The following is a 23097-nucleotide window of genomic DNA, read 5'->3' as shown; positions in this document are numbered from 1 at the left end:
TCGCCAAGCTTAGAGGAGATCCGCGCGCGGCCTCAGGTCGCCGCCGCACCGGGGCCGGGCAGCAGGTCGACGTCGCCCGCGTGCATCGGCTCGCCGCAGTGGGCGCAGCGCAGGTCGACGCTGCTGATCTCACCGCACGCGTGGTGCCGGTAGAGGACCGGCGGGCCGGCCTCGCCCGCGAGCCACTTGTCCCCCCAGCCGATCATGACCATGAGCAGGTCGACGAGTTCGGCGCCCTTCTCCGTCAGGACGTACTCGTACCGCGGTCGCCGGTCGTAGGGCCGGCGTTCGAGCACGCCCTGCTCGACGAGGTGGTTCAGCCGCTCGGTCAGGACCTTGCGCGAGATGCCGAGGTCCGCCTGGATCTGCTCGAACCGGCTGACCCCGGCGTACACGTCGCGCAGGACCAGCGGCGACCAGGGCTCCCCTATGACGTCGAGCGTGCGCGCGATCGAGCACGCCATCTCCGCGAAGTTCGTGCGTTGCATGGAATCAGTTTAGCAATCGGGGTTCCCTAAGGGAACTTCGGGCTGCTACGGTCATGGCGTCTCCTCAAGGAACTCCGAAAGGATCGAGAAAATGAGCAAGGTCCTCAGCGCCCACGCGGTGTCGGTCGACGGTTACATCACCGGCCGCGACCCCGGCGCCGGGCGCGGGCTCGGCGACGGCACGACGCTCTTCGACTGGTACTTCGCCGGCGACACGCCCAGCCGGGTGTTCGACGGATTCAAGCTGAGCGAGTCCAGCGCCCGGGTCTTCGACGCCTTCGCCGGACGCGTGGGCGCGGTCGTGGCGGGGCGCAACACCTACGACGACTCCGACGGTTTCGGAGGCGGCAGCCCGCACCCGAACGCCCGCCTGGTCGTGCTGAGCCACCGGCCCGTTCCGGAGATCTCCGAGCGGCAGACGCTGGTCACCACCGGCATCGAGGACGCGATCGCGGCGGCTCGCGAGGCCGCCGGCGACGGTGACGTCGGCCTCATGGGCGGCGGCGTCCTGACCGAGGCGCTGAAGGCGGGGCTCGTCGACGAGGTGGTCCTCCACCAGGTGCCGGTCCTGCTCGGCGGCGGCCGGCCCTTCTTCCAGACCCTCCCCGAGCACGTACGGCTCCGCCTCATCGAGGCCGTCCCGGCGCCGGGCGTCACCCACCTCCACTACGCGGTCGAGCGATGACCCACTCCCCCGACGACCCGATGAACCCCGATGACCAGGAGATGACCCCGATGCTCGACACCGACGTACGCCGCGTCCTCGACGGCAGCCCGATCGCCCACCTCGCCAGCGTCCTGCCCGACGGCGCTCCCCACTCCGTGCCGGTCTGGATCGGCACGCATGACGACCACGTCGTCATCATCACCGGGCCGGGCTCCCGCAAGGCCCGCAACCTGCGGCGCGACCCGCGGATCGCACTCTCCCTGACGCCGCCCGACAACCCGTTCCAGCCGGTGATCGTCCGCGGCCGGGTCGTCGAGTGGATCGAGGGCGACGCGGCCTGGGAGATCGTCGACCGGATCGCGATGAAGTACATCGGCCGCCCCTACACACGCACCGTGGAACGCGTCGTCGCGCTCATCGAGCCCGACACCCAGAGCGTGGGTTGAGACGCCTTGTCCTCGATGCCCGCGTGCGTCCGGGCGGACCGGCTACCAGACCGCCGGGAGGTCCGCCCGGATGACGGTGGGGCCGCCTGGAGGGCTGTTGACCGTGAGGATGCCGTCGATGCCGGCCGCGCGATCGGCCAGGCCCGCCAGGCCGCCGCCCGGGGTGGCCTCCGCGCCGCCGACGCCGTTGTCGGACACCTCCACCACGATCCAGTTCTGGTCGCGGGTGATGCGTACCGCGGCGCGGGTCGCGCGGGCGTACTTGGCGACGTTGGTCAGGGCCTCGGAGACGATGAAGTACGCGATGCTCTCGACGGCCGCGGGCGGGCGGGTGGGCAGGTCCACCTCGACCGCCACCGGCACCTGGGCGCGGGCGGCGACCGCGGAGATCGCGGCGTCCAGACCGCGGTCGGTGAGGATCGCGGGGTAGATGCCGCGGGCGAGGTTGCGCAGCTCGGCGATGGCCTCTTTGGCACCAGCGTGAGCCTGCTGGATCAGCTCCTGGGCGCCGGCCGGGTCGGTCTCCAGCTTGGCCCGGGCCCGGCCGAGGTCCATCGCCACGGCGAGGAGCTGCTGCTGGGCGCCGTCGTGCAGGTCACGCTCGATGCGGCGGCGTTCCGCCTCCGCCGCGTCGACGCCCCGCGCCCGGCTGGCCTGAAGCTGGGCCGTACGGGCCCGCAGCGCCTGGGTCTCGTTCGGGCCGAGCAGGAAGCGCGCCAGCGCGCCGTGGGCGTAGCCGATGCCGCGCACGACGTACATGACCACGAACGCCAGCGCGATGCCGAGCGGGATCGCCGGCAGGGTCGTGAGGGTGTTGTCGAACCAGATCTCGTGGCTGCCGACGGTGAGGTAGAGGAAACCGCCGTCCTGCCAGTTGATCGTCAGCGGCATCGCGATGAGCGCGAGGGCGGCACACCACATCCCGACCGACAGGGCGAACTCCACGACCCCGAGCGGGAAGACCAGGAACAGGTAGACCAGGTCCTTCCAGGTCGCCGGGTCGACGGCCATCGCCTTCCACTTGGCGAAGAGATTGGTGCCCTTCGGCAGCGGACGGTACGGGTCGGGGATGTCGACGCCGAAGGCCGCCTTCGCCAGGCGCCGCTCGAACATCGCGGCCCCCCGCCAGAGGATCATGGCGAGGGCGAGCCCGAGCACGCCCACCCAGATGATCACCGTGCCGACGGAAACCGACAGCAGCACGGTGAGACCGACGAAGTACGCCAGTCCCAACGGGAAGTGCAGCAGCAGGTAGGCGGCCGACCGCCAGGTCAGCGATTCCCCCGCCAGCCGCAGCGGGCCGGACCGCCGCCGGGAGGGTGTCATCTCAAGCGTGCTGTTCACCGCGGGTCCCTTTCGCGCCGCATCCACCGTACGGCCCCAGCCTCACGGACGGGAGCCCCGCGTGCCATGGAGCGTCCCAGCCTCATGGGGGTGGGGCTATCCCCACCCCCGACACGAAAGAACGCCCCGGGCGCGAGGCCACGGGGCGTTCTTCTGCGTTTCGACGGTCGCGCTCGGGTTCGCCGGTCGCGCTCGCCTCTCCGGGATCAGTCGTTCAGCGTCGTCTTCTGCACCTGCAGCAGGAACTCCGCGTTCGACTTGGTCTCCTTCATCTTCTCGAGGAGGAGCTCCAGCGCCTGCTGCATCTCCAGGGCGTGCAGCACCCGGCGCAGCTGCCAGACGATGCGCAGCTCCTCCGCGGACATGAGGATCTCTTCCTTACGGGTGCTGGAGGCGTCGACGTCGATCGCCGGGAACACCCGCTTGTCGGCGAGCTCGCGGCGCAGCCGGACCTCCATGTTGCCGGTGCCCTTGAACTCCTCGAAGATCACCTCGTCCATGCGCGAGCCGGTCTCGACCAGCGCGGTGGCGAGGATCGTCAGCGAGCCGCCGTTCTCGATGTTGCGGGCGGCGCCGAAGAACCGCTTCGGCGGGTACAGCGCCGTCGAGTCGACACCACCGGACAGGATGCGGCCGCTGGCCGGAGCGGCCAGGTTGTACGCCCGGCCCAGGCGGGTGATCGAGTCGAGCAGCACGACGACGTCGTGGCCGAGCTCGACGAGGCGCTTGGCGCGCTCGATCGCCAGCTCCGCGACCATCGTGTGGTCGTCGGCGGGCCGGTCGAAGGTCGAGTGGATGACCTCGCCCTTCACCGACCGCTGCATGTCGGTGACCTCTTCGGGACGCTCGTCCACGAGGACGACCATCAGGTGGCATTCGGGGTTGTTCTTGGTGATCGCGTTGGCGATCGCCTGCAGCACCATCGTCTTGCCGGCCTTCGGCGGCGACACGATCAGGCCGCGCTGGCCCTTGCCGATGGGGCTGACGAGGTCGATGATCCGCGTGGTCAGCTGGCCGGGGTCGTTCTCCAGGCGCAGCCGCTCCTGCGGGTACAGCGGGGTGAGCTTGGAGAAGTCGACGCGGCCCTTGGCCTGCTCGGGCTCCATGCCGTTGACCGTGTCGAGGCGGACCAGCGCGTTGAACTTCTCGCGCCGCTCGCCCTCGCGCGGCTGCCGGACGGCGCCGGTGATGACGTCGCCCTTGCGCAGGCCGTACTTGCGGACCTGGGCGAGGGAGACGTAGACGTCCTGCGGGCCCGGAAGGTAGCCGGTGGTGCGGACGAAGGCGTAATTGTCGCGAATGTCGAGGATGCCGGAAACCGGGATCAGGACGTCGTCCTCGTTGATCACCGGGTCGGCGTCGCCGTAGCGCTCCCGGCCGCCGCGGCCGCGGTTGCGCTCGCGGAACCGGCCGCGCCGCCGCCGGCCGCCGCCGTCCTCGTCGTCGTCGTTCTGCCGCTGGCCCTGGTTGCCGCGCTGACCCGGGTTGCCACCACGGCCCTCCTGGCCGCCACGGCTGTCGTCGCGCTGACCGCCACGGCTGTCGTCACGCTGGCCGCCACGGCTGTCGTCACGCTGGCCGCCACGGCTGTCGTCACGCTGGCCGTCGCGCTGCCCATCACGCTGGCCGTCGCGGTTGCGGTTGCCGCGCTGCCGCTGGCGGCCTTCGCGGTTGCCGCCGTCACGACCGGCGCTCTCGCGCCCGCCGTCGCGGCCGCCCTCGGACTCCGCCGAGTCGGTCTTGATCTCCTGCTGCTGGCCCTGCTGCGGGGCGGCGTCGTCGCGCCGCGGCGCGCGCTCACGCCGGGGCTGCTGGGACTCGCCGCGCTCCGTCTCGGCCGCGGGGGCCGTCTTCGCCGGGGCGGCGGCCTTGGCGGCCTCGCCCTCGTCCTTGGGCGCCGACTTGGGCGCCGTTGCCTGGTCACCGCCGCCGGCGTTCTGCGCCTGCTTCTCCTGGATGGCAGCGATGAGCTGGCTCTTGCGCATGCCGCCCGTGCCGCTGATGCCCAGGCTGGAGGCGAGCGCCTTCAGCTCGGGAAGCACCATGGCCGACAGGCCCGTGCCGCTGCGGCGACGCCGCGGAGCGGGAGCCGTCTGCTCGGCAGGGGTGGCCTCAGGCGCTGTGGTGGCTGCGTCCGTGAGGAGTTCGGTGGTTTCGCTCACTAAGGGTCCTTCCCAGGGAGCGGGTGTGGCCGCCGTCGGCCAGGCAACCCGGTAGTGCGAGCCGGCGGGGGCGCCGGATCAGTCGAGCTCTGCTGATCTGATGTTGATCGGCGAAGAGTTCTGGCCACAGCCAGATGGTGGAGGCAGGTCGCCGGATCTGATCCCCGATCCCGTTACGTCCGAAGCTTTGCCGAAACAATGAACGACGAGCGGTTTCGGTGCCGGGGAACCACATCCGCGTCACGCGGCCGGCATAAGCCGGAGTGGCCGACGAGCCCACGCCCCCGAGCGGGGCATCTGGTGCGGCACTTAGCCTAACATCACCTGGGCACACTGCTATTCCCCAGAGGTCGATGTCGCGTGTCACTGATCAATCGGCTGAACGCATGCGCCATGGGGGGCCACATCCAGCGGGTGTATGTGCCACGAAGTACCCACTTCGGCGCTGATTGAATCAACTTCGCCGTCGCGAAAGGCGAGCGCGAGGACCGTCGGGCCCGCGCCGGAGACGACCGCCGCCACGCCCTTCGCGCGCAGCCGCTTCACCAGGTCGAGCGACTCGGGCATGGCGGGCGCGCGGTACGACTGGTGCAGCCGGTCCTCGGTCGCGTCGAGGAGGAGCTCGGGCGTCGCGGTCAGCGCCGCGACGAGCAGCGCCGCGCGGCCGGCGTTCGCCGCGGCGTCGGCGTGCGGCACCGTGTCGGGCAGCAGCCCGCGGGCGCGCTCGGTGGCGAGCCGCACGTCGGGTACGAGCGCCACCGGTCGTACGCGCGAGGACACATCCATCCTGGTCATCCGGGCTCCCCCGCTGGTCTCCCAGGCGATGGTGAGGCCGCCGGCGAGGCAGGGCGCGACATTGTCGGGGTGCCCCTCGATGCGCGTCGCGAGCGCCAGGACGTCGTCGTCGGTGAACTTCTCCCCGGCGGGATGCAGGGCGCGCGCGGCGAGGATGCCGGCGATCGTGGCCGCCGACGACGAGCCGAGCCCCCGCGCGTGCGGGATGCGGTTGACACAGCGGATCCGCAGCCCGGTGGGTTCGCCGCCGAGCCGGTCGTACGCCGCGCGGAACGTGCGCGCGACCAGATGGTCGGCGCCGCGCCCGGCGGTCTCCTCCCCCTCGCCGCTGACCTCGATCGACAGGCCGGATCCGGCCACGTCGACCTCGACGTCGTCGTACAGCCCGAGGGCCAGGCCGAGCGCGTCGAAGCCGGGTCCGAGGTTGGCGCTGGTGGCCGGCACCCGGACCCGTACGGCTTGCGTCACGTGAGTTCCAGCGCGGAGGCCGCGGCGTGGGCGTCGACCGGCACGGTCATCGGCGCGGGCGCGCCGGAGATCGCCCAGTCGGGGTCCTTCAGGCCGTTGCCGGTGACCGTGCAGACGACCCGGCTACCGGCGGACACGAGCTCCTCCTGGCGAGCCTGCAGCAGGCCGGCGACGCTGGCCGCGGACGCGGGCTCGACGAAGACGCCCTCCTCGCGGGCGAGCAGGCGGTAGGCGGCGAGGATCTGCCGGTCGGTCACGGCCTCGATCGCGCCGCCGGACTCGTCGCGCGCGCGTACGGCGAGGTCCCACGAGGCGGGGTGGCCGATGCGGATCGCGGTGGCGATGGTCTGCGGCTTCAGCACTGGCTCACCGCGCACGATCGGCGCCGCGCCCGCGGCCTGGAAGCCCAGCATGCGCGGACGCGCGTCGTACTCCTGGTATCCCATCCAGTACGCGGAGATGTTCCCGGCGTTGCCGACGGGCAGGCAGTGCACGTCGGGAGCGGCGCCGAGCGTGTCGACGATCTCGAACGCGGCGGTCTTCTGCCCCTCGAGCCGGTAGCGGTTCACCGAGTTGACCAGGGCGACCGGGTAGTCGGCGGACAGCTTGCGCGCGAGCTCCAGGCAGTCGTCGAAGTTGCCGTCGATCTGCAGGAGCCGGGCGCCGTGCACGAGCGCCTGGGCCAGCTTTCCCATCGCGATCTTGCCCTGGGGCACCAGCACCGCGCACACCATGCCGGCGCGCACCGCGTACGCGGCGGCCGAGGCGGAGGTGTTGCCCGTCGAGGCGCAGATGATCGCCTTGGCGCCGTCCTGCGCCGCCCGGCTGATCGCCACCGTCATGCCCCGGTCCTTGAAGGAGCCGGTCGGGTTGGCGCCCTCGACCTTGAGATGGACGTCGCAGCCGGTGAGCTGGGACAGCCGTGGTGCGGGCAGCAGCGGCGTGCCGCCCTCGAGCAGGGTGATGACGGGCGTGTCGGCCGTCACTGGGAGCCGATCACGGTACTCCTCGATGATCCCCCGCCATGCCTTGGTCACGGTGTTCCCTCCTGACCTGCGATGACCGTACGCCGAGTCTACGGGCGACGGGCCGCGCGTCTCACGTCGTTCCAGATGCTGGGATCAAGGGGGGATATTCATCATTGTGCCCCCTGCGTCCCCGGGCGTGTCGCCGCCGCCCCACTGGCCATCGTGTGTGGCCGCATGCGCTGGAGCTACGACCGGGCGTACGGGCCGTTCGTGCGGAACGGAAAGATCGAACCGTCATCGAGCGCACGCCGGAACCGGTGCCGCCGCGCTCTCGGCCATCGTGTGTTCAGTCGTCGCCCTCGACGCGCATCACGCTGGCGACCGCGCGGACGATCTCCAGGTCGCGCAGGCGCTCGATGGTGGCCGACAGGGCGCCGTCGGGCGCTCGATGGGTGACGATCACGAGCTGCGCCTCATCGCCGTGCCCCTCCTGGCGTACGGCCTGGATCGACACGTCCTTCTCGGCGAACGCGTCGGCGACCCGGGCGAGCACCCCGGAGCGGTCGGCCACGTCCAGCGCCACGTGGTAGCGGGTCACCGTGTCGGCCATCGGGAGCACCGGCAGTTCGGCGTAGGTCGACTCCGCCGGCCCGCGCGCGCCGTACACGCGGTTGCGGGCGACCGCGACGATGTCGCCGAGCACGGCGCTCGCGGTCGGCGCCCCGCCGGCGCCCGCGCCGTAGAACATCAGCGAACCGGCCGACTCGGCCTCCACGAACACGGCGTTGTACGCCTCGCGGACGCTCGCCAGCGGATGCGAGCGCGGGATCATCACCGGGTGCACGCGGACCGAGACGCCGCGCCCGGCCCGGTGCTCCTCCGACGGCACGCGCTCGCAGATGGCCAGAAGCTTGACCACGCAGCCCATCGCCTTGGCGCTGGCGATGTCGGCGGAGGTCACGTCGGCGATGCCCTCCCGGTGCACACCGGCGGCCGTGACGCGCGTGTGGAAGGCGAGCTGGGCCAGGATCGCGGCCTTGGCCGCCGCGTCGAAGCCCTCGACGTCGGCCGTGGGGTCCGCCTCGGCGTAGCCGAGCGCCTGCGCCTCGTTCAGGGCCTCGGCGAACCCGGCCCCGGAGGTGTCCATCTGGTCGAGGATGTAGTTGGTCGTCCCGTTGACGATGCCCATGACCCGGTGGACGTGATCGCCGACCAGCGACTCGCGCAGCGGGCGCAGCAGCGGGATCGCCCCGGCGACGGACGCCTCGTAGTAGATGTCGGCGCCGTACTCCCGCGCCGCACCGAACAGCGTCGCGCCGTCCTCGGCCAGCAGCGCCTTGTTCGCCGTGACGACCGACTTTCCGGCCTTCATGGCGGCGAGGAGGAGCCCGCGCGCGGGCTCGAACCCGCCGATCACCTCCACCACGATGTCCACGTCGTCGCCGGTCACCAGGCCCATGGCGTCGGTGGTGAGCAGCTCGGCCGGAACGCCCTCACGGCGCTTGTCGAGCCGCCGCACCGCGATCCCGGCCAGCTCCAGCGGGACGCCGACCCGGGCGGCGAGATCGTCGGCCTGCTCGCGCAGCAGGCGCACGACCTCGGTGCCGACGGTGCCGCACCCCAGCAACGCCACTCTCAGAGCCGTCACGGCGAAACCTCCAGGCGCAACAGATCATCCTCGGTCTCGCGGCGGAGGATGAGCCGGGAACGTCCGGCGCGCACGGCCGCGACCGCCGGCTTCGGCACGTGGTTGTAGTTGTTGGCGAGCGAACGGCAGTACGCGCCGGTGGCCGCCACCGCGACGAGGTCGCCGGGAACGAGGTCCGCCGGCAGCCACAGGTCGCGCACGACCATGTCGCCGCTCTCGCAGTGCTTGCCGACCATGCGGCTGAGCATCGGCGCCGCGTCGGAATGCCGCGAGGCGAGCACGCTGGTGTACTCCGCGCCGTACAGCGCCGTGCGGATGTTGTCGCTCATGCCGCCGTCCACCGAGACGTACGTGCGGAGCCCGTCGAGCGGCTTGACCGTGCCGACCTCGTACAGCGTGATGCCGCCCGGCCCGGCGATCGTACGGCCCGGCTCCACGGTCAGGCGCGGCACCGTCAGGCCCCGCTCGCGGCAGTTACGGGTGATGATGCCGCGCAGGTTGTCGGCGATGTGCTTGGGGTCGAGCGGGTCGTCACCCTCCAGGTAGGCGATGCCGTAACCGCCGCCGAGGTCCAGCTCGGGGAGTTCGACGCCGTGCTCGTCGCGGATCGCGACCAGCAGGTCCACCACGCGGTGGGCGGCCAGCTCGAAGCCGTCGGTGTCGAAGATCTGCGAGCCGATGTGGGAGTGCAGGCCGACGAGCTCCAGGGAGTCGATGTCGTGGACGCGCCGGGCCGCCTCCAGCGCCGTCTCCCGGGCGAACCCGAACTTCTGGTCGTCGTGCGCGGTGGCGATGAACTCGTGCGTGTGCGCCTCGACCCCCGTGGTGACGCGGATCATCACCTTGGGCCGTACGCGCCTCTCCGCGGCGAGGTAGCCCAGCCGCGCGATCTCCTCGAAGGAGTCGAGCACGATGTGGCCCACTCCCACCTCGAGCGCACGCGTGAGCTCAGGGGTGGACTTGTTGTTGCCGTGGAACGTGATGCGCTCGACCGGGAACCCGGCGTGCAACGCGACCGCGAGCTCCCCGCCCGTACAGACGTCCAGGCCCAGGCCCTCCTCGGCCACCCAGCGGGCGATCTCCGTACTCAGGAAGGCCTTGCCCGCGTAGTAGACGTCGCCGTCGCTGAAGGCGCCGGCGAACTCCCGGCACCGCGACCGGAAGTCCTCTTCGTCGTAGACGTAGAGCGGCGTGCCGTACTCCCCCGCGAGATCGCGGACGTCCACCCCGCCGATCGTCAGGGCGCCGTCGTCACGCCGGGCGTTGCGCGGCCAGACACCGGCCGCGAGCGCGTTGAGGTCGCGCGGCGGGGGCAGCGGGTGGTCCTCCGGCAGCACGTCGGCATGCCGGGGACCGGCCGGGTGCACTCGACTCATGATCTCTCCGTAACGCTCACAGGCGGTCTTCCGGCATCTCGCCGAGCATCCGCAGGCCGTTTCCCAGCACGATCCGCGCGGCGCGGGCCAGGCCCAGCCGCGCGGTGTGCCGTGTGTCGACGGACTCGTCGCCCCTGGGCAGCGCCGGGCACTGCTCGTGGACGTCGTGGTAGGCGTCGGCGATCCGTTCGAGGTGCCGGGTGAAGGGGCGCGGGTCGTTCTGCCGCGCCGCCTGCTCCGCCCGGCCGGGAAAGTCCGCGAGGAGCCCGATCAGCAGCCGCTCACGAGGATCGTCCAGCGGCCCGTCCGTCTCGCGCATCCCCAGGTCGGCGGCGTGCCGCCGCACCCCGCAGGCACGCGCGTACGCGAACCGGACGCGGAAGCCGGGGTTGTCGAACGTCAGCGGCCGTGTAGGCCACAGCTCGGCCGGCGGGACGGCCATCAGGCCGTACGACTCATCGATCCGGGCGGTGAGCGGCGTGTCCATGGTGATGGTGAGGAAACCGGGGCCGGTCGTCCTGGCGGTACGGACCCCGGGCCGCTTGGCGAGACGCTTGGCGAGGATCGCCGCCACCTCGGGCGCGGACCGCCCCGCCGCCCTGGCGAGACGCAGCGGAAGCGGCGTGGCGTAGTCCCCCGTGGCGGTCGCCTCGACCGGCGCCATCTGCGGAATGGGCACGCTTATGTCGCCATCGGCCACCGCGTCACGTACGGCGTCGATGACGGCACTGCTCAACTCACCCGGGTTCACGTGCGCGAGGCTACCCGGGGTCACGCGTACGAGACTATCTGACCAGCATGTGGACGAGACCTCATCCGGCGTCGCTCGCGTCGTCCGGGCTGGGCCCGGCACCGGCCAGCTCCCGGACGGTACGGATAAGTTCCGAGGGATCGAACGGCTTGGTGACATAGGCGTCCACCCCGATCTCGTGCCCCCGGCGAATGTCATGCTCCTGCGCCCGCGCCGTGATCATCACGACCCTGATGCCCCGCGTGCCGGGATCCTCCCGGAGCTTCACCGCGGTGACCCAGCCGTCGAGCCGGGGCATCATGATGTCGAGCGTGATCACATCGGGATCGACCTCGCGCACCTTATCCAAACAGTCCTGACCGTCGACAGCCGTCGCCACCTCGAACCCCTCCAGTTGAAGGTTCACGGCGATGAGCTGCCGGATCACCTCGTCGTCATCGACGACCAGCACGCGTCCAAGGGTCACGGCGGCCAAGCTAGCGGGTTCACGGCCCCGGACACGCGGAGAACGACAACGTGCGGCATCATCGTTATCGGGGGGACGACCGACCGAAACCACCGCGTAGCCAACGCCCCCTCCGCCGAACCGCCGGTACGGGCGTCCGACACCCGGGACCGGCGCGAGCGGTGCCGAGATACTGATAATCTCTAGGCGTCCTGAGCCCCCTTAGCTCAGGGGATAGAGCACCGGCCTCCGGAGCCGGGTGCGCAGGTTCGAATCCTGCAGGGGGCGCGCATTCTGATCAAGGAAAACCCCGGCCGACCAGCCCTAACGCTGGGAGCCGGCGTTTCGTCTGTGTGCAGCCATGTGCCACCGGACGCAGGTCCATGTCCGTGATCACGAATATACGCGGAACGGCTTTCGGGGCGTCCGCCCAGGTGAGGCCCCAAACGAAGGAGCCCCGGCGGAATGACCGGTTGCCCTGGCCACTCGGCGACGTGTGTCGCCCCACCTTTCGCGGGGCAGGTGGCAGGTGTCCTTGGTGACCGCGATCGCCTCGGCCGGCCCGGAGCATGTCGTACGTAGTACATGCCTCCGTACAGCGCCACCAGCCGAGGCCCCTGGGTCTCCCCCACGTCCTTGATCGTCTCCGGCTGGGCACGGAGCCGAACGGGGTTGACTTCCGGTGGTCCGGGCTCACGACCAGTACGCGTTCGAGCGGGCGGAGATCGTTTGGGTGCAGACGGGTGACTTCGGTCTGTTCCGTGAGCCGGTCGGGGGCCGATGCGGGCCAGACGCGATCAACGACCTGATCACCGCGGCCGCGCGCCTCGATCGCCGAGCCACTCCGCATCGGCTTCGTCATGCCCGTGGCGGCGATGTCGTGGACGCCGGCGGCACGGTGGACGAGGTCCAGGAGCTGCTCCGGTCGCCAGGCTCGCCGCGTTGCTCGACGGCGCGTTCCCGACCTAGGCCGGCCGGGACGCCGAAGCGCGGGTGCGCCGAATGCGAAAGTAAACGGTACGGTAGAGTTTACATCCTCGCCGTACAGAGGAGTGCTCGTGATCGTCGTTACCGCACCCACCGCCAAGATCGGCCGTCATGTCGTCGAGCAGCTGCTCGATGCCGGCGAGCCCGTCCGGGTCGTCGTCCGCGACCCGGGGCGGCTCTCTGCCACCGTTCGCGACCGTGTCGAGGTCGTGGAGGGCTCCCACCGTGACGCCGCGGTGGTCGGCAAGGCCTTCGCCGGCGCCGACGCGGTGTTCTGGCTGATGCCCAGTGACCTGCGCGCCCCCGACGTGATGACCTCCTATGTCGAGGCCAGCAGGCCGGGCGTCGAGGCCGTCGCCGCGCACGGCGTCCGTCACGTCGTCGGAGTCTCGGCGCTGGGCAGGGGCACCGCCGTCGCCGGCCGGGCCGGCAACGTCACCGCCTCGCTGGCCATGGACGACCTGTTCGCCACGGTCACGAACTACCGCTCGCTCGCCAACCCGACCTTCATGGACAACACGCTGCGCGAAATCCGCACGATCCTGGGCGACGGTGTGATCTCCGGGCCCCTCGCGCCCGACCGCAAGCTGCCGCTGGTGGCCACCCGCGACATCGGCGGCACCGCCGCCCGCCTGCTGCTCGACCGCGGCTGGGCCGGGTTCGCCGAGGTCCCGGTGCTGGGCCCCGAAGACCTGTCGGGCAACGACATGGCCGCCGTCATCACCGACGTGCTCGGCATCCCGGTGCGCTACATGCAGGTCGAGGCCGCGTCGCTGGAGACCGCCATGCTCTCCTTCGGCGCGTCGCCCGGCATGGCCCGGGCGATGGCCGACATGGCGACGGCCAAGATCGACGGTCTCGACGAGGGTGTCGTCCGCACCGCCGAGAACAGCACGCCGACCACCTTCCGCCAGTGGTGCACGGAGGTTCTCCGACCCGCCGTCGACGCCGCCCGCTCCTGACCACACCACACGAGGACGAGATGACTCTCATCTGCATCGAAGAACACGCGATCGACCCGGCGATCATGGAGGCCGCCGGCCCGGTGCTCGCCCGCGGGGCCCCTTACCTGCGCTTCCAGAGCACCAGCTCGGCGCCCGTACGGCCGGGACCCGGACGGTCACCTGCGGTCGACCAGGCGACCGCGTACCGCCTCGGTACCGACCTCGGCGAGGAACGGATCCGGCGTATGGACGAGCACGGCATCGACGTGCAGATCGTGTCCTGGACGAGCCCGGTCCAGATGGTGCCCGCCGATCCGGGCATCGCGCTGTGCCAGGCGGCCAACGACCGCCTCGCGGCGGCGGTGGCCACCTACCCCGACCGGCTGCACGGGTTCGCCGCCCTACCGTGGCAGGACCCGGTCGCCGCCGTCGCCGAGCTGGACCGGGCCGTGTCCGGGCTCGGCATGCGCGGGGTGCTGATCCTCGGCCGCCCGGGCGAGCGGTTCCTCGACGACCCGATGTACCGGCCGGTCCTGGCCCGGATCGCCGAGCTGGGGGTGCCGCTCTACGTGCACCCATTCGTCCCGGTTCCCCAGGTCCAGCAGGCGTACTACGCGGGATTCGGCGACAAGGTCACGGCGGAGCTGTCGTTGGGCGGGTGGGGCTGGCACCACGAGGCCGGGATCCAGGTGCTGCGGATGATCCTCGGCGGGGTCTTCGACCGTTTCCCGGACCTGCAGGTCGTCAGCGGCCACTGGGGCGAGATGGTGCCATTCTTCCTGAACCGCCTCGACGACGTCCTGTCGCCAGGTGACACGGGTCTGTCGCGGACCATCACCGAGACCTACCGCTCGAACGTCTGGGTCACCCCGAGCGGCATGGAACACCACGCCGAGTTCGAGTTCGTCCGCTCGACCGTCGGCCTCGACCGGGTGATCTGGTCCACCGACTATCCCTTCCTGCAGCTCGGGAAGGTGCCGGACTTCATCGACGGGCTCGACCTGACCGCCGAGGAGCGGGCGGCGATCACCCACCGCAACGCGGAGCGGCTGTTCGGACTCTGACCGGAGACCGCGGCGGGCCGAGATGGCCGACCCAGGCCGAGGTGGTCGGCCCGCCGCGGCGCTTTCGTCGATCCGGCGGCCGACCGACGTGTGGTCATGCAGGGTCGGCTTGCCGGTTGCGCTCGGGGCACCCCGACGGCTCCCGGCCGATCGAGCCCATTCGCACGACCCCGTACTGTGTCGCGAATAGATGATCTTGGTCTGGAAGACTGCCGTAGTCTGAGCCCCGCGCATTCGTTGGACCTCGATGCGCGGGCGGAGGTTTTCCTGGGCCTCCCGCCATCTCTCGCGATGCTCGCGGCGACGTGCCGCGGCTCGCCCTTCACATGGAAAGGCCGGTAGTTGGCAACCAAGACCATCAAGATCGATGACATCGATGGCCGTGACGGAGACGACGTGGCGAAGCGAGACTTCGAGCTCGGCGGCTTGATGTACACGATCGACCTGGGGGACGCGAACTTCGCGAAGCTCCAGGAGCTCCTGGACCAGCTCGCGCCGTTCATGCAGAGCGCGGTCAAGGCCAAACAGGCCGGACGCGCCCGGAAGAACACGTCGGACACTCCGGCCTGAGCCTGACAGGCAAGCCGGAGCGCCGCCGGCTCGTACCCAGGCGCTCGTGGAATGGGGAGCCGGCGCCACGCTGACACCGCGCACGACGCACCGCCCCGCCCTCCGAAGAGGTGCGGGGCGGTTGTCGTACGGCGGTGAGTGACGCGATTCGTCAGCCGTCATCAGGCCGTCGGGTATCCGGGTGAGTCACCCGGCGTCGCCGTTGCTCGCGTCGAGTTTCAACGTCGCACGGCTGAATGTCGCGAGGATCCGCTGGTGGGTCTGGCGGGGAAGCGATCGGTTCCCGGGTTCGCCGAGTGGCGTGCCCGGTCGTGCGGGGGCTTCGCCCAGCAGATCGTTGAGGCCGGCTCGGGCGACCATCAGCAGCCCGTGCGTGGCGCGGGTGCAGGTGACGGCGAGGCGGCCGAAGGCCGAGTTGAACTCATCGAGCTGGTCGGCGCCTGAGAGCGGGTGAATGGCGACGGTGATGGCGTTGGTCTGGCCCTGCCAGGAGTCGACGGTCGAGGCGAGGAGCACGCCATCGGGCAGGTCGTACTTCTCGGTGAGGCGTTCGACCATGGCGGTGGCGTCATCCACGGCCTGGTTGCGGGTGGCGAGAACGACGATCAGGGGATCGCCGGATGGCGCGTCGGAGGTGGTCCGGACCTCGTCCCCAGGGTTGCCCACTCCGTCGTACCGTCGGCGGACGACCGTGAATCCGCCCTCCAGGAGCGGCACGAGTAGTTCCTCGACGACGCCGAGCAGCGGTGGGTCGATGTCCGCCGCTTCGGGATCTGGGAGGCCGTCGACCTCCAGCAGCGTCGGGTCGCCGGTGGCGACGGAGGCCCAGACCGCCGCGGCGGCTCCCGTCAGGGCCGGCAGCTCGATGGACCGGTCGCCCGGCCCCGCGACACAGTCCAGCCGGTCCCAGTCGCCGTAGAAGGTCCGCCAGAGGCGAAGCTGGGCGGCCGTGGGGCGCCACACCGCGGGCAGATCGACGGTGAAGGTCCTCTCGTCGTCCTCGAACGCGGTGGGCCAGGCACGGTAGGGGTTGTAGCCGGGGTCGCCGCGCCATGGGTTCTGGCTGGGGTCGATCGGCGGCAGCTGGCCGACGTCGCCCACGCCGACGGACAGGGGCGCCAGCCCTTCGACCGTGGTGTACCGGTGGAGTGGGAGCTGCCATGCCTCGTCGACGAACAGGACGTCGAACGGAAGCTCGGCGTTGGCGGCCGGACCCAGGTGGTCGAGGAACCGCTTCCGCTGCCCCCATGCGCCCATCTTGTGCGAGGTTCCGAGGACCACGGAGCATGTCTCGGGGATGGTGCCGGTGGAGGTCGCGACGGAGACGTGGTCGAGCACGTTCTGCGGGAGTTCCGGCACCCGGTCCTCGGCCACGAAGAGGCAGACCCGGGAGGCGCCCAGTTCCTCCCCCAACTCACCGGCCAGCGGGAACACCTGCTTGTTGGCGAAGGCGGTGACACCCACCCGCGTACAGCTCGCATGCTCCATGGCCTCTCGGACCATCCTCACGAGCGCGTAGGACTTTCCGGCGCCGGCGGCGGCGCGCAGCAGGATCTTGTCGTGGTCGGCATCACCGCTCAGGACCGACGAGAGTGCGGAGACGGCACTCTGGGCGGCTTCGAAGTTCCCCTTGGCCGCGGCTTCGTGGTGCAGCGCGTCGGCGGGCGACGCGGCGGGGGGCGAGAAAGTGATCGTCATCGCGGTTCAGTCCAGGTCGTCGATGGTCAGGCCGTCGGGAGGAGAGGTGGGCGGAGGCAGCGGCCCCTCATCGTCCGGGCCGACGTCGAACCGCTCCTCGTCGATCAGGGGTGGCCAGACCTCGGGGTTCAGCTCGCCACGGCCCCGGCGCTCCGCCAGCGTGTCCGACCACTGCGCCTCGGCGACCGTGTGCGGCCGGCAGCACCACTCGTGGGTTTCGGGGTCCGCGGAGTAGGCGTCCGGGGTGCAGGTGGCCCTCGGGGCGGACTGGTTGTCCAGCGACGGCCGCTTCACCGCGATCTCATGACCGGACTTGAGCGGCTTGCCGAACCAGGTGGTGTCGGCCAGGACCAGTTCGTCGCCTACGGCCAGGCCGGGTACGACCTTGGGATCCCAGAGGAGTCCCTCGACGCCGTCGGTACGGGTGAGCGTCCCGACCGGCAGCTGCCCCAGCTTGAACGACCCTGCCTGAACCTTGATGGTCGTACTCGGCTGCTCGACGAGACTCCGGTCGTCGATGTGCAGTGCGACGACCGTCGACCCGTCGGCCAGGCGCCGTGACTTCACGTCGAGGCGGAGGGGGTCGAGGTCGACCACGGTCGCGAGGGCCAGCTCGCGGACCCCCGCGTCGGTCGCCCTGTCGCGCGCGACCGATGCGTCGGCCAGACAGGTGAGCTGGTCAGCGCACTTCCGGTCGGCATCGAGCATCTCGACCTGGGTGTTGCGCCAGGTGCGGTGCGTCCGGGAGAAGCGGACGAGGTCGGAGGCCTGCAGTGCCACCCGGCGGCCCCAGATCTCCTGCGCGTCACCCTCCAGGACGCGATGCACCTCACGTAGCCGGGAGGTCCGCAACCCGCCGAGGACCGCCAACGCCCTCTCGACCACCTCGACGCGGTAACCCAGCGCCGCCTCGACGAGCGCGTCGTACTCCCCCATGTCGTCGTCGCGCCGCGCCTTGTCGATCGCGTCGGAGACGGAGTTGGAGAGCCGGGCACCGGGGGTCTGCGGCTGCTCGGCGATGCTGTCGGAGACCTTGCGGTGGTCCAGCGGATCGCTCGCCTCGGCCCACGTGACGAGGTAGTCGAGACGGCCGGCGTCGACGGCCGGGCCGCCGGCGATCACGTGTGCGGCCAGCACCGCCCGCAGGTCGACGATGGGGGTGCGCAGGCTCATGGCCCGGGCCCGGTCCTCCTCCAGGAGGAAGCTGACCGCGAGCCGCTCGTCGGCGTGAAGCGGGTCCGGCAGCGTGGCCGGCTCCCCATCGAAGGTCAAGGCCGGCCGGCCGCTGTCCAGGTCGTGCTGCCAGCGCAGCCGGCTCAGCTCGACCCCGGCCAGCGAGTCCGCGGCGGTGGCCAGCAGGTCGGCGCTCGGCCGGTCCGGAACGACCAGGTGGACCGGCCCGAGGCCCGCCTCCCGGACCTCGCGAATCGCCTTCCCGAGGATCCGCATCATCTCTCGGCGGGTGAGCGGGGACTGCGGGTCGGCGAAGACCCGCCGCACCCAGCCGGCCGGCCCGTCCGCCCCCACCTTCCGCACGGCCACGCCGTGCACGCCGAGAGCCGTGGCATCCGACTTCACCAGCACCAGCTCGATGGTGCCCGGCAACCCGCACGGGTCGGTACGCAGGCGTCCGGGCCAGTACGGAAGGCCGCTGACGGTGGCGTTGACCTGTCCGACGACGCTGTGCGGGGCCTGCCCGACCTCCCCGGTGCCGGACACGAGCCCGACCACGGCAGGCCGTACGAAACGATCGACTCCGATCTCGGTGAGCAGGGCCAGCGGGTCGTCGGCGGCGCGCAGCTCTTCCCGGCAGTACGCCAAGAGGTTGCAGGTCACACAGCTGCGAGGGTCGAAAGCCGCGGTGAGATCGGCGAGGTAGGCGGCCAGGTCCTCCTCTGCCGGGGAAGCGTCGCCGAGCCGCGCCTTCGTCTCCAGGCGTTCATCCGCCCTCGTACGGACCTCGACCCGGTGGTCGTCCAGCAACTCCACCACGGCTTCGGGCTGCAGGAAGGCGTTGCGCGGCACGGCCAGCGCGCCATGGCGGTGAACCCGCATGCCGCTCGGCAGTTCGCTCCAGCCGGCGGCGGACTCGGCACCCAGGGCGACCTGCAGGAAACCCTTGAGCATCCGACCGTCGTCGATGCGCGAGCGAACCCGCTCGTAGTCCTTCGCATCACCCATGATCAGCCAGGAGCCGTCGCCTTCGCGGGGGCAGACGATGGCGAAATCCGGCTGAACGGCGGTCGCGTCGGGGACGTCCTCAAGGTGGAGGTACGGCACGGCGAGCGCGGTCAACATCGTCGTCTCACCAGAGGAGTTCGCCTTCTGGTGAGCCTGCGCGAGTTCCGTGGCCGTGACCGCGACGGCCCCGTGGCAGTCGCGCCGGCGCACGGCCTTCGGCCGGGGAAGGCCCAGCTGTCCGACCGTCTTGGTGAGCAGCTCGGAGACGAAGCGTTCGGAGCGCACAAGACCCTCGAAGGTCATCGCCCGCATCCATCGAGCCTCGGGGATCCCGGCGCTGGTGTCGGGCCGGCCGACCTGCGCCGCCAGGGCCTTGCGGGTCTTGCTGGTGATGAACGGATCGGTCAACCGGAACCGCTCGCACCCGGCGTGCGCCGACGCCGCGACCGCGCTCGTCCCTCCCCCGGACTGCAGTCCCCCCATGTAGCGCTCCTCACTGATCGTCGGCTTCGCCACGTGACTGTAGATCGAGACGTCAGTACCTGAGGCCAGGTACCACGAACTTCCCGTCGACTGTCACACGGGTCGCGACGGAGAGGCCAACGGGTGGGCGGTCAGGTGTGGGACACGGTCAGGGCGTAGAACTTGACCTTCGCGCCGTTGGTGGTGCTGCTCGACGAGGACTGGTTGTAGTCGCCGGCCTTGAAGTACTGGTGGTAGGCGTTGAAGCCCGAGGCGATCGAGTAACTCTTCGTTGTGCCGTTGACGGTGATCTGAATCTTGCCGCCGACGATCGCGATGACATAGCTCCACTGGGTGCCGAGCGGCACATTGGTCAGGGTGTAGGTGTTCTGACCGCCATCGGGTGACTTCTCGAGGCCGAGGACGACGTCGCCGTTGGAGTGGTAGTAGAGCTCGAGCAGCGGCTTCGTCGACGAGCCGCCACTGCCGAGGTGGATCTGGCCGACGCAGACGTTCTTCGTCACCGAGACGATTCGCAGGGTCGCCGACAGCTGGTGAGTGCCGGACAGGGACCAGTCCGCGGCGCTGCCATCGGCGTTCATCTCGCGCAGTTCGGAGCGGGCGTAGTTCGAGTTCGGCGTGGTCACTCCGGACTCGGGGTCCCAGAAGGTCATCGAGCCGTCGTTCTTGTCGGTCCAGAAGTACGCCGGGTTCGTGTACCCGTTCGCGCCCTTCAACTGGGACGGCGGGATCGTGGTCGGCGAGCCGGGCGATCCGATCGGGAGCTGGAGTTCCCACACCGACAGGTTGAAGTTGCCGCCCGGTGCGACGGTCGGGTCGAGGCCGGCGGCGACAGCGTCACCGGCGTGGACGGCGCCGGCGGCGACCACCATGGCACCGCCTGCGACCACCGCGAGAAGCTTCCGGCGGATACGGCGCGCTCGGTCGTTCTGTGCGGTCACGAACGTTCTCCTTCACGTGCTGGGGCACACGCGTCCTGGCGGGGGCGCGGACATGGCCGTACGGGCGATCACGGATCGGACGGAAGCGACTCGATCCATGACGTCACAGTAAGTACGTGACCAGCGACTGTAAAGATACTTAACCAATAACGTTCGGGCGCATCAAGCCTGAATGGACGACCCCGATCGGCTCCGCGCTAGGAGCCCCGGCCGGCTTCGACGGACGCGAGCAACTTGCCGAGCAGGGACGCGAGCAGGTGTTGTTCGTCGCCGTCGAGCGCCCCGATGATGGCCGACTCGTTCGCCATGTGCACGCGGATGAGTTCGTCGGCGAGTTGCCGGCCGGCCTCGGTCAGGGCCACGACGCGTCCACGAGCGTCCGCCGGGTCGCGGGTTCGCGTCACCAGCCCCGCGGCGGCCAGCCGGTCGATCCGTTTGGTCACTCCGCCGGGCGTGACCAGCGTCGCCCGGGCGAGGTCGCCGTTCGACAGGGCGTGGGGCGGCGCGCTCCGGCGCAGCGCGGCGAGCACGTCGAAGTCACCGGGTGCCAGCCTCGCGGCGGCGAACGGCGGCCGGAGAAGCGGATCGCACATCGCGGCCAGGCGTTGGACGCGCCCCAGGATCAGCAACGGCGAAGGGTCGAGGTCCGGCAGCCGCGCGCGCCACGCGTCGACGATCGAGCTCACCGTGTCGCCGTCCGTGGCATGGTCCAGGGCGGTTCGTTCTTCCACCTTGACAGCATACTTTCCACGTCAACTAATATACTTTCCGTGGAAACTACCTTGATCGTCCCCACCGTCACGGCCTACCTCGATCCGACCTGTCCGTTCGCGTGGATCACCAGCAACTGGCTCGCGGAGGTCGAGACGCAGAGCGGACTGGCGGTACGCCGGGAGTTGATGAGCCTGTCCGTGGTGAACGAAGGGCGTGAGCTCGAGGCGTGGTACCGCGACTACAACGAGCGCGCGTGGCGACCCGCCCGAGTCGCGGCCGCCCTGCTGGCCTCACCTCACGCGGACCTGTGGACCGATTTCTATGAGGTGTTCGGACGGCGGCGGCACGTCGACGGTCTCCGTGACGACGCGCAGAACCTCGCGCTGACGCTGCACGAACTCGGCGTCCCGGCCGAGTTGGCCGAGGCGGCGGAGGACCCGTCCTGGGACGCGGACCTGCGGAACCGCACCAAGGCGGCCACGGAACCCCTGGCCGACGACGGCGGCACTCCGATCCTGCACGTCGCGGACCGCGCGTTCTTCGGCCCGGTGCTTACCGCCGTACCGCGGGGGGACGCCGCGGTCCGGCTGTGGCAGGCGGTGTCGACCCTCGCGACCACCCCGTCGTTCAGCGAGATCAAGGGGACTCGCGATGAGCGGCTGCGGACCAGCTGACGACGGCCGGACGCGGCTGCGCCGCCTCGGCCAGGCGCATGCTCTTGCCCAGACCGGCGACGGCGCCTTCTACGTCACGTCAGCGGCCTATCTGGTCGGACTCGGCTGGAGCCCCGTTCGGGTCGGAATCCTGCTCGCCCTCTGCTGGGGAGCGGGTGCGCTGCTCTCGCGCCGCGTCGGCCGCCTCGCCGACCGCCACGGTCTCGTCGCGACCAGCGCCGCGACCCTCGGCTGCTGCGCGGCCGGGCTGCTCGGCCTCGCGCTCGGCGGCGAACCGGCCCTCGTCGCCGGCGCGTTCCTCGTGTACGCCAGCGGCCAGAGCGCCTGGGGCGGGTTGCGCGCCGCGCTCGTCCAGGCCGCGGCGGACCCGGCGGCCGCCGTCACCGAACGGGCCAGGCTGCAGTCCATCGGCAACGGGGCCGTGGCCGTGGGCGCCGCCGTGGGCGGTCTGGCGCTGGGTCTCGGCGAGATCGGGGCCCTGCGCGTCGTCGTGGCCGGCGACGCGCTGCTCTACCTGGTCACAAGCCTGCTGGTCGCGAGAGGAATCCGGATCTCCGCACCGGCCCCGACGGCGTCGGCCGGCCGTCCCGTGGCGGGCGAGGCCGGTCGTACGACGATGCCCCAGCTGGTCGCGACCGTCGCCGCATCCGTGCTCTACCTGTACATGCCCATGCTGAGCGTCGCGTTGCCGTTGATGATCACCAACGCGTCCGGAGTCCCGCGATGGACCATCTCCGCGTGCTTCCTCGCCAACACCCTGGGCGTCATGGCGATGCAGCGCCGCGTCGCCATCCGGGTCGCGACCGCCGAGCGAACCCGGCACGCTCTGCTCACGGGCGCAGCCCTGCTCGCGACGTCGTCCGGCCTGCTGTGGACGACTCTGCTGGGGCACCGTCTCGCGCCCGCGCTGATCGCCCTCGGGCTGGGGGCGGGCATCGTGACCCAGGTCCTCGGCGAGGTCCGCTTCGCCGTCGGCGCGTGGGATCTCGGGTACCGGCTCGCGCCCACCAGCGGCACGGCCGCCTGGCAGGCGACCTACGGGGCGGCCGTCCCGATCGCCCGGAGCGCGGGGCCGGCCGTGCTGGCCCCGCTGGCCGGCTTCGAGCTCGGCTGGATCGTCCCGGCCGGCCTGTTCCTCGCCGGCGGGATCGCGATGGCGACCGTGGTCGCCCCGGGGTCGGTACGGCGTCCCGGATCGGCGCGAGATGTTCGTCCGGCCGGATCCCGGAGGTGAGTGGCGATGTGCCGCGACGCGCGGGCTGGGAAGGCCGTACAGTTCCATG

At 70.9% G+C, this 23097-nt stretch carries 20 protein-coding genes and 1 tRNA gene; 8 read left to right on the top strand and 13 right to left on the bottom strand.

Annotated features, from left to right (window positions below; translation table 11 throughout):
* Positions 1 to 32: 32 nt before the first annotated feature.
* On the bottom strand, positions 33 to 488 hold the full coding sequence (locus QSK37_RS27125; protein ID WP_285626398.1) for a winged helix-turn-helix transcriptional regulator: 456 nt from the start codon (positions 486 to 488) through the stop codon (positions 33 to 35).
* A 91-nt stretch (positions 489 to 579) separates the two neighbouring features.
* Between QSK37_RS27125 and QSK37_RS27120 the strand changes: the two genes are divergently transcribed.
* Positions 580 to 1173, top strand: coding sequence for a dihydrofolate reductase family protein (locus QSK37_RS27120; protein WP_285626396.1), 594 nt, complete (start codon positions 580 to 582; stop codon positions 1171 to 1173).
* Positions 1170 to 1601 carry a PPOX class F420-dependent oxidoreductase gene (locus tag QSK37_RS27115; RefSeq protein WP_285579622.1) on the top strand — a complete coding sequence of 144 codons (432 nt, stop codon included), beginning with the start codon at positions 1170 to 1172 and terminating at the stop codon, positions 1599 to 1601. The genes QSK37_RS27120 and QSK37_RS27115 overlap by 4 nt, the downstream gene beginning before the upstream one ends.
* Positions 1602 to 1643: 42 nt before the next feature.
* Here the strand turns inward: QSK37_RS27115 and QSK37_RS27110 are convergent, their stop codons facing one another.
* From QSK37_RS27110 to QSK37_RS27075, 8 genes are all read right to left on the bottom strand, one after another.
* Positions 1644 to 2945 carry a sensor histidine kinase gene (locus tag QSK37_RS27110; protein WP_285626394.1) on the bottom strand — a complete coding sequence of 434 codons (1302 nt, stop codon included), beginning with the start codon at positions 2943 to 2945 and terminating at the stop codon, positions 1644 to 1646.
* Between the two features lie 206 nt (positions 2946 to 3151).
* On the bottom strand, positions 3152 to 5107 hold the full coding sequence (gene rho / locus QSK37_RS27105; protein ID WP_285626392.1) for a transcription termination factor Rho: 1956 nt from the start codon (positions 5105 to 5107) through the stop codon (positions 3152 to 3154).
* Positions 5108 to 5470: 363 nt separating this feature from the next.
* Complete coding sequence (thrB, locus tag QSK37_RS27100; protein ID WP_285626390.1) at positions 5471 to 6370, bottom strand: homoserine kinase; 900 nt, start codon at positions 6368 to 6370, stop codon at positions 5471 to 5473.
* Positions 6367 to 7407, bottom strand: coding sequence for a threonine synthase (thrC, locus tag QSK37_RS27095; protein WP_285579618.1), 1041 nt, complete (start codon positions 7405 to 7407; stop codon positions 6367 to 6369). Before thrC ends, thrB begins: the two co-directional genes overlap by 4 nt.
* Positions 7408 to 7684: 277 nt before the next feature.
* Positions 7685 to 8986, bottom strand: coding sequence for a homoserine dehydrogenase (locus tag QSK37_RS27090; RefSeq protein ID WP_285626389.1), 1302 nt, complete (start codon positions 8984 to 8986; stop codon positions 7685 to 7687).
* Entirely contained in the window at positions 8983 to 10362 is a 1380-nt protein-coding gene (lysA, locus tag QSK37_RS27085; RefSeq protein WP_285626387.1) for a diaminopimelate decarboxylase, read from the bottom strand. Before lysA ends, QSK37_RS27090 begins: the two co-directional genes overlap by 4 nt.
* 16 nt (positions 10363 to 10378) lie before the next feature.
* A complete protein-coding gene (locus QSK37_RS27080) occupies positions 10379 to 11137 on the bottom strand; it encodes an arginine--tRNA ligase (RefSeq protein ID WP_285626386.1) in 759 nt (252 codons plus the stop codon).
* Positions 11138 to 11174: 37 nt separating this feature from the next.
* Positions 11175 to 11564 carry a response regulator transcription factor gene (locus QSK37_RS27075; protein ID WP_285579612.1) on the bottom strand — a complete coding sequence of 130 codons (390 nt, stop codon included), beginning with the start codon at positions 11562 to 11564 and terminating at the stop codon, positions 11175 to 11177.
* A gap of 210 nt (positions 11565 to 11774) precedes the next feature.
* Between QSK37_RS27075 and QSK37_RS27070 the strand changes: the two genes are divergently transcribed.
* The 4 genes from QSK37_RS27070 (at position 11775) to QSK37_RS27055 (ending at position 15123) form a co-directional block, all read left to right on the top strand.
* Positions 11775 to 11846: transfer RNA gene (locus QSK37_RS27070), tRNA-Arg, on the top strand.
* Positions 11847 to 12616: 770 nt separating this feature from the next.
* Positions 12617 to 13507, top strand: coding sequence for an NmrA family NAD(P)-binding protein (locus QSK37_RS27065; RefSeq protein ID WP_285626385.1), 891 nt, complete (start codon positions 12617 to 12619; stop codon positions 13505 to 13507).
* A 20-nt stretch (positions 13508 to 13527) separates the two neighbouring features.
* A complete protein-coding gene (locus QSK37_RS27060; RefSeq protein WP_285626383.1) occupies positions 13528 to 14553 on the top strand; it encodes an amidohydrolase family protein in 1026 nt (341 codons plus the stop codon).
* Between the two features lie 342 nt (positions 14554 to 14895).
* Positions 14896 to 15123, top strand: a complete 228-nt coding sequence (locus QSK37_RS27055; RefSeq protein WP_285626381.1) for an Lsr2 dimerization domain-containing protein — start codon at positions 14896 to 14898, stop codon at positions 15121 to 15123.
* Between the two features lie 186 nt (positions 15124 to 15309).
* On the opposite strand, the gene QSK37_RS27050 is transcribed toward QSK37_RS27055, so the two are convergent.
* The 4 genes from QSK37_RS27050 to QSK37_RS27035 all read right to left on the bottom strand — a co-directional run bounded on the left by QSK37_RS27050 (position 15310) and on the right by QSK37_RS27035 (position 21157).
* Complete coding sequence (locus QSK37_RS27050; RefSeq protein WP_285626379.1) at positions 15310 to 16821, bottom strand: hypothetical protein; 1512 nt, start codon at positions 16819 to 16821, stop codon at positions 15310 to 15312.
* A 6-nt stretch (positions 16822 to 16827) separates the two neighbouring features.
* On the bottom strand, positions 16828 to 19485 hold the full coding sequence (locus tag QSK37_RS27045; protein ID WP_285626378.1) for a hypothetical protein: 2658 nt from the start codon (positions 19483 to 19485) through the stop codon (positions 16828 to 16830).
* Positions 19486 to 19616: 131 nt separating this feature from the next.
* Positions 19617 to 20426: a polysaccharide lyase family 7 protein gene (locus QSK37_RS27040; protein WP_285626376.1), complete on the bottom strand. Its 810-nt coding sequence runs from the start codon at positions 20424 to 20426 to the stop codon at positions 19617 to 19619.
* 197 nt (positions 20427 to 20623) lie between these two features.
* Positions 20624 to 21157: a MarR family winged helix-turn-helix transcriptional regulator gene (locus QSK37_RS27035; RefSeq protein WP_285626374.1), complete on the bottom strand. Its 534-nt coding sequence runs from the start codon at positions 21155 to 21157 to the stop codon at positions 20624 to 20626.
* A gap of 39 nt (positions 21158 to 21196) precedes the next feature.
* On the opposite strand from QSK37_RS27035, the gene QSK37_RS27030 reads away from it, so the two are divergent.
* Entirely contained in the window at positions 21197 to 21814 is a 618-nt protein-coding gene (locus tag QSK37_RS27030) for a mycothiol-dependent nitroreductase Rv2466c family protein (protein ID WP_285626373.1), read from the top strand.
* Complete coding sequence (locus QSK37_RS27025) at positions 21792 to 23048, top strand: MFS transporter (RefSeq protein ID WP_285626371.1); 1257 nt, start codon at positions 21792 to 21794, stop codon at positions 23046 to 23048. Before QSK37_RS27030 ends, QSK37_RS27025 begins: the two co-directional genes overlap by 23 nt.
* Positions 23049 to 23097: the final 49 nt, after the last annotated feature.

The sequence above is a fragment of the Actinoallomurus iriomotensis genome, from assembly GCF_030269445.1.
GTDB classification, from domain to species: domain Bacteria; phylum Actinomycetota; class Actinomycetes; order Streptosporangiales; family Streptosporangiaceae; genus Actinoallomurus; species Actinoallomurus iriomotensis.
Note: the sequence above shows the minus strand (reverse complement) of the source record. Positions and strands in the feature narration are given on the sequence as shown.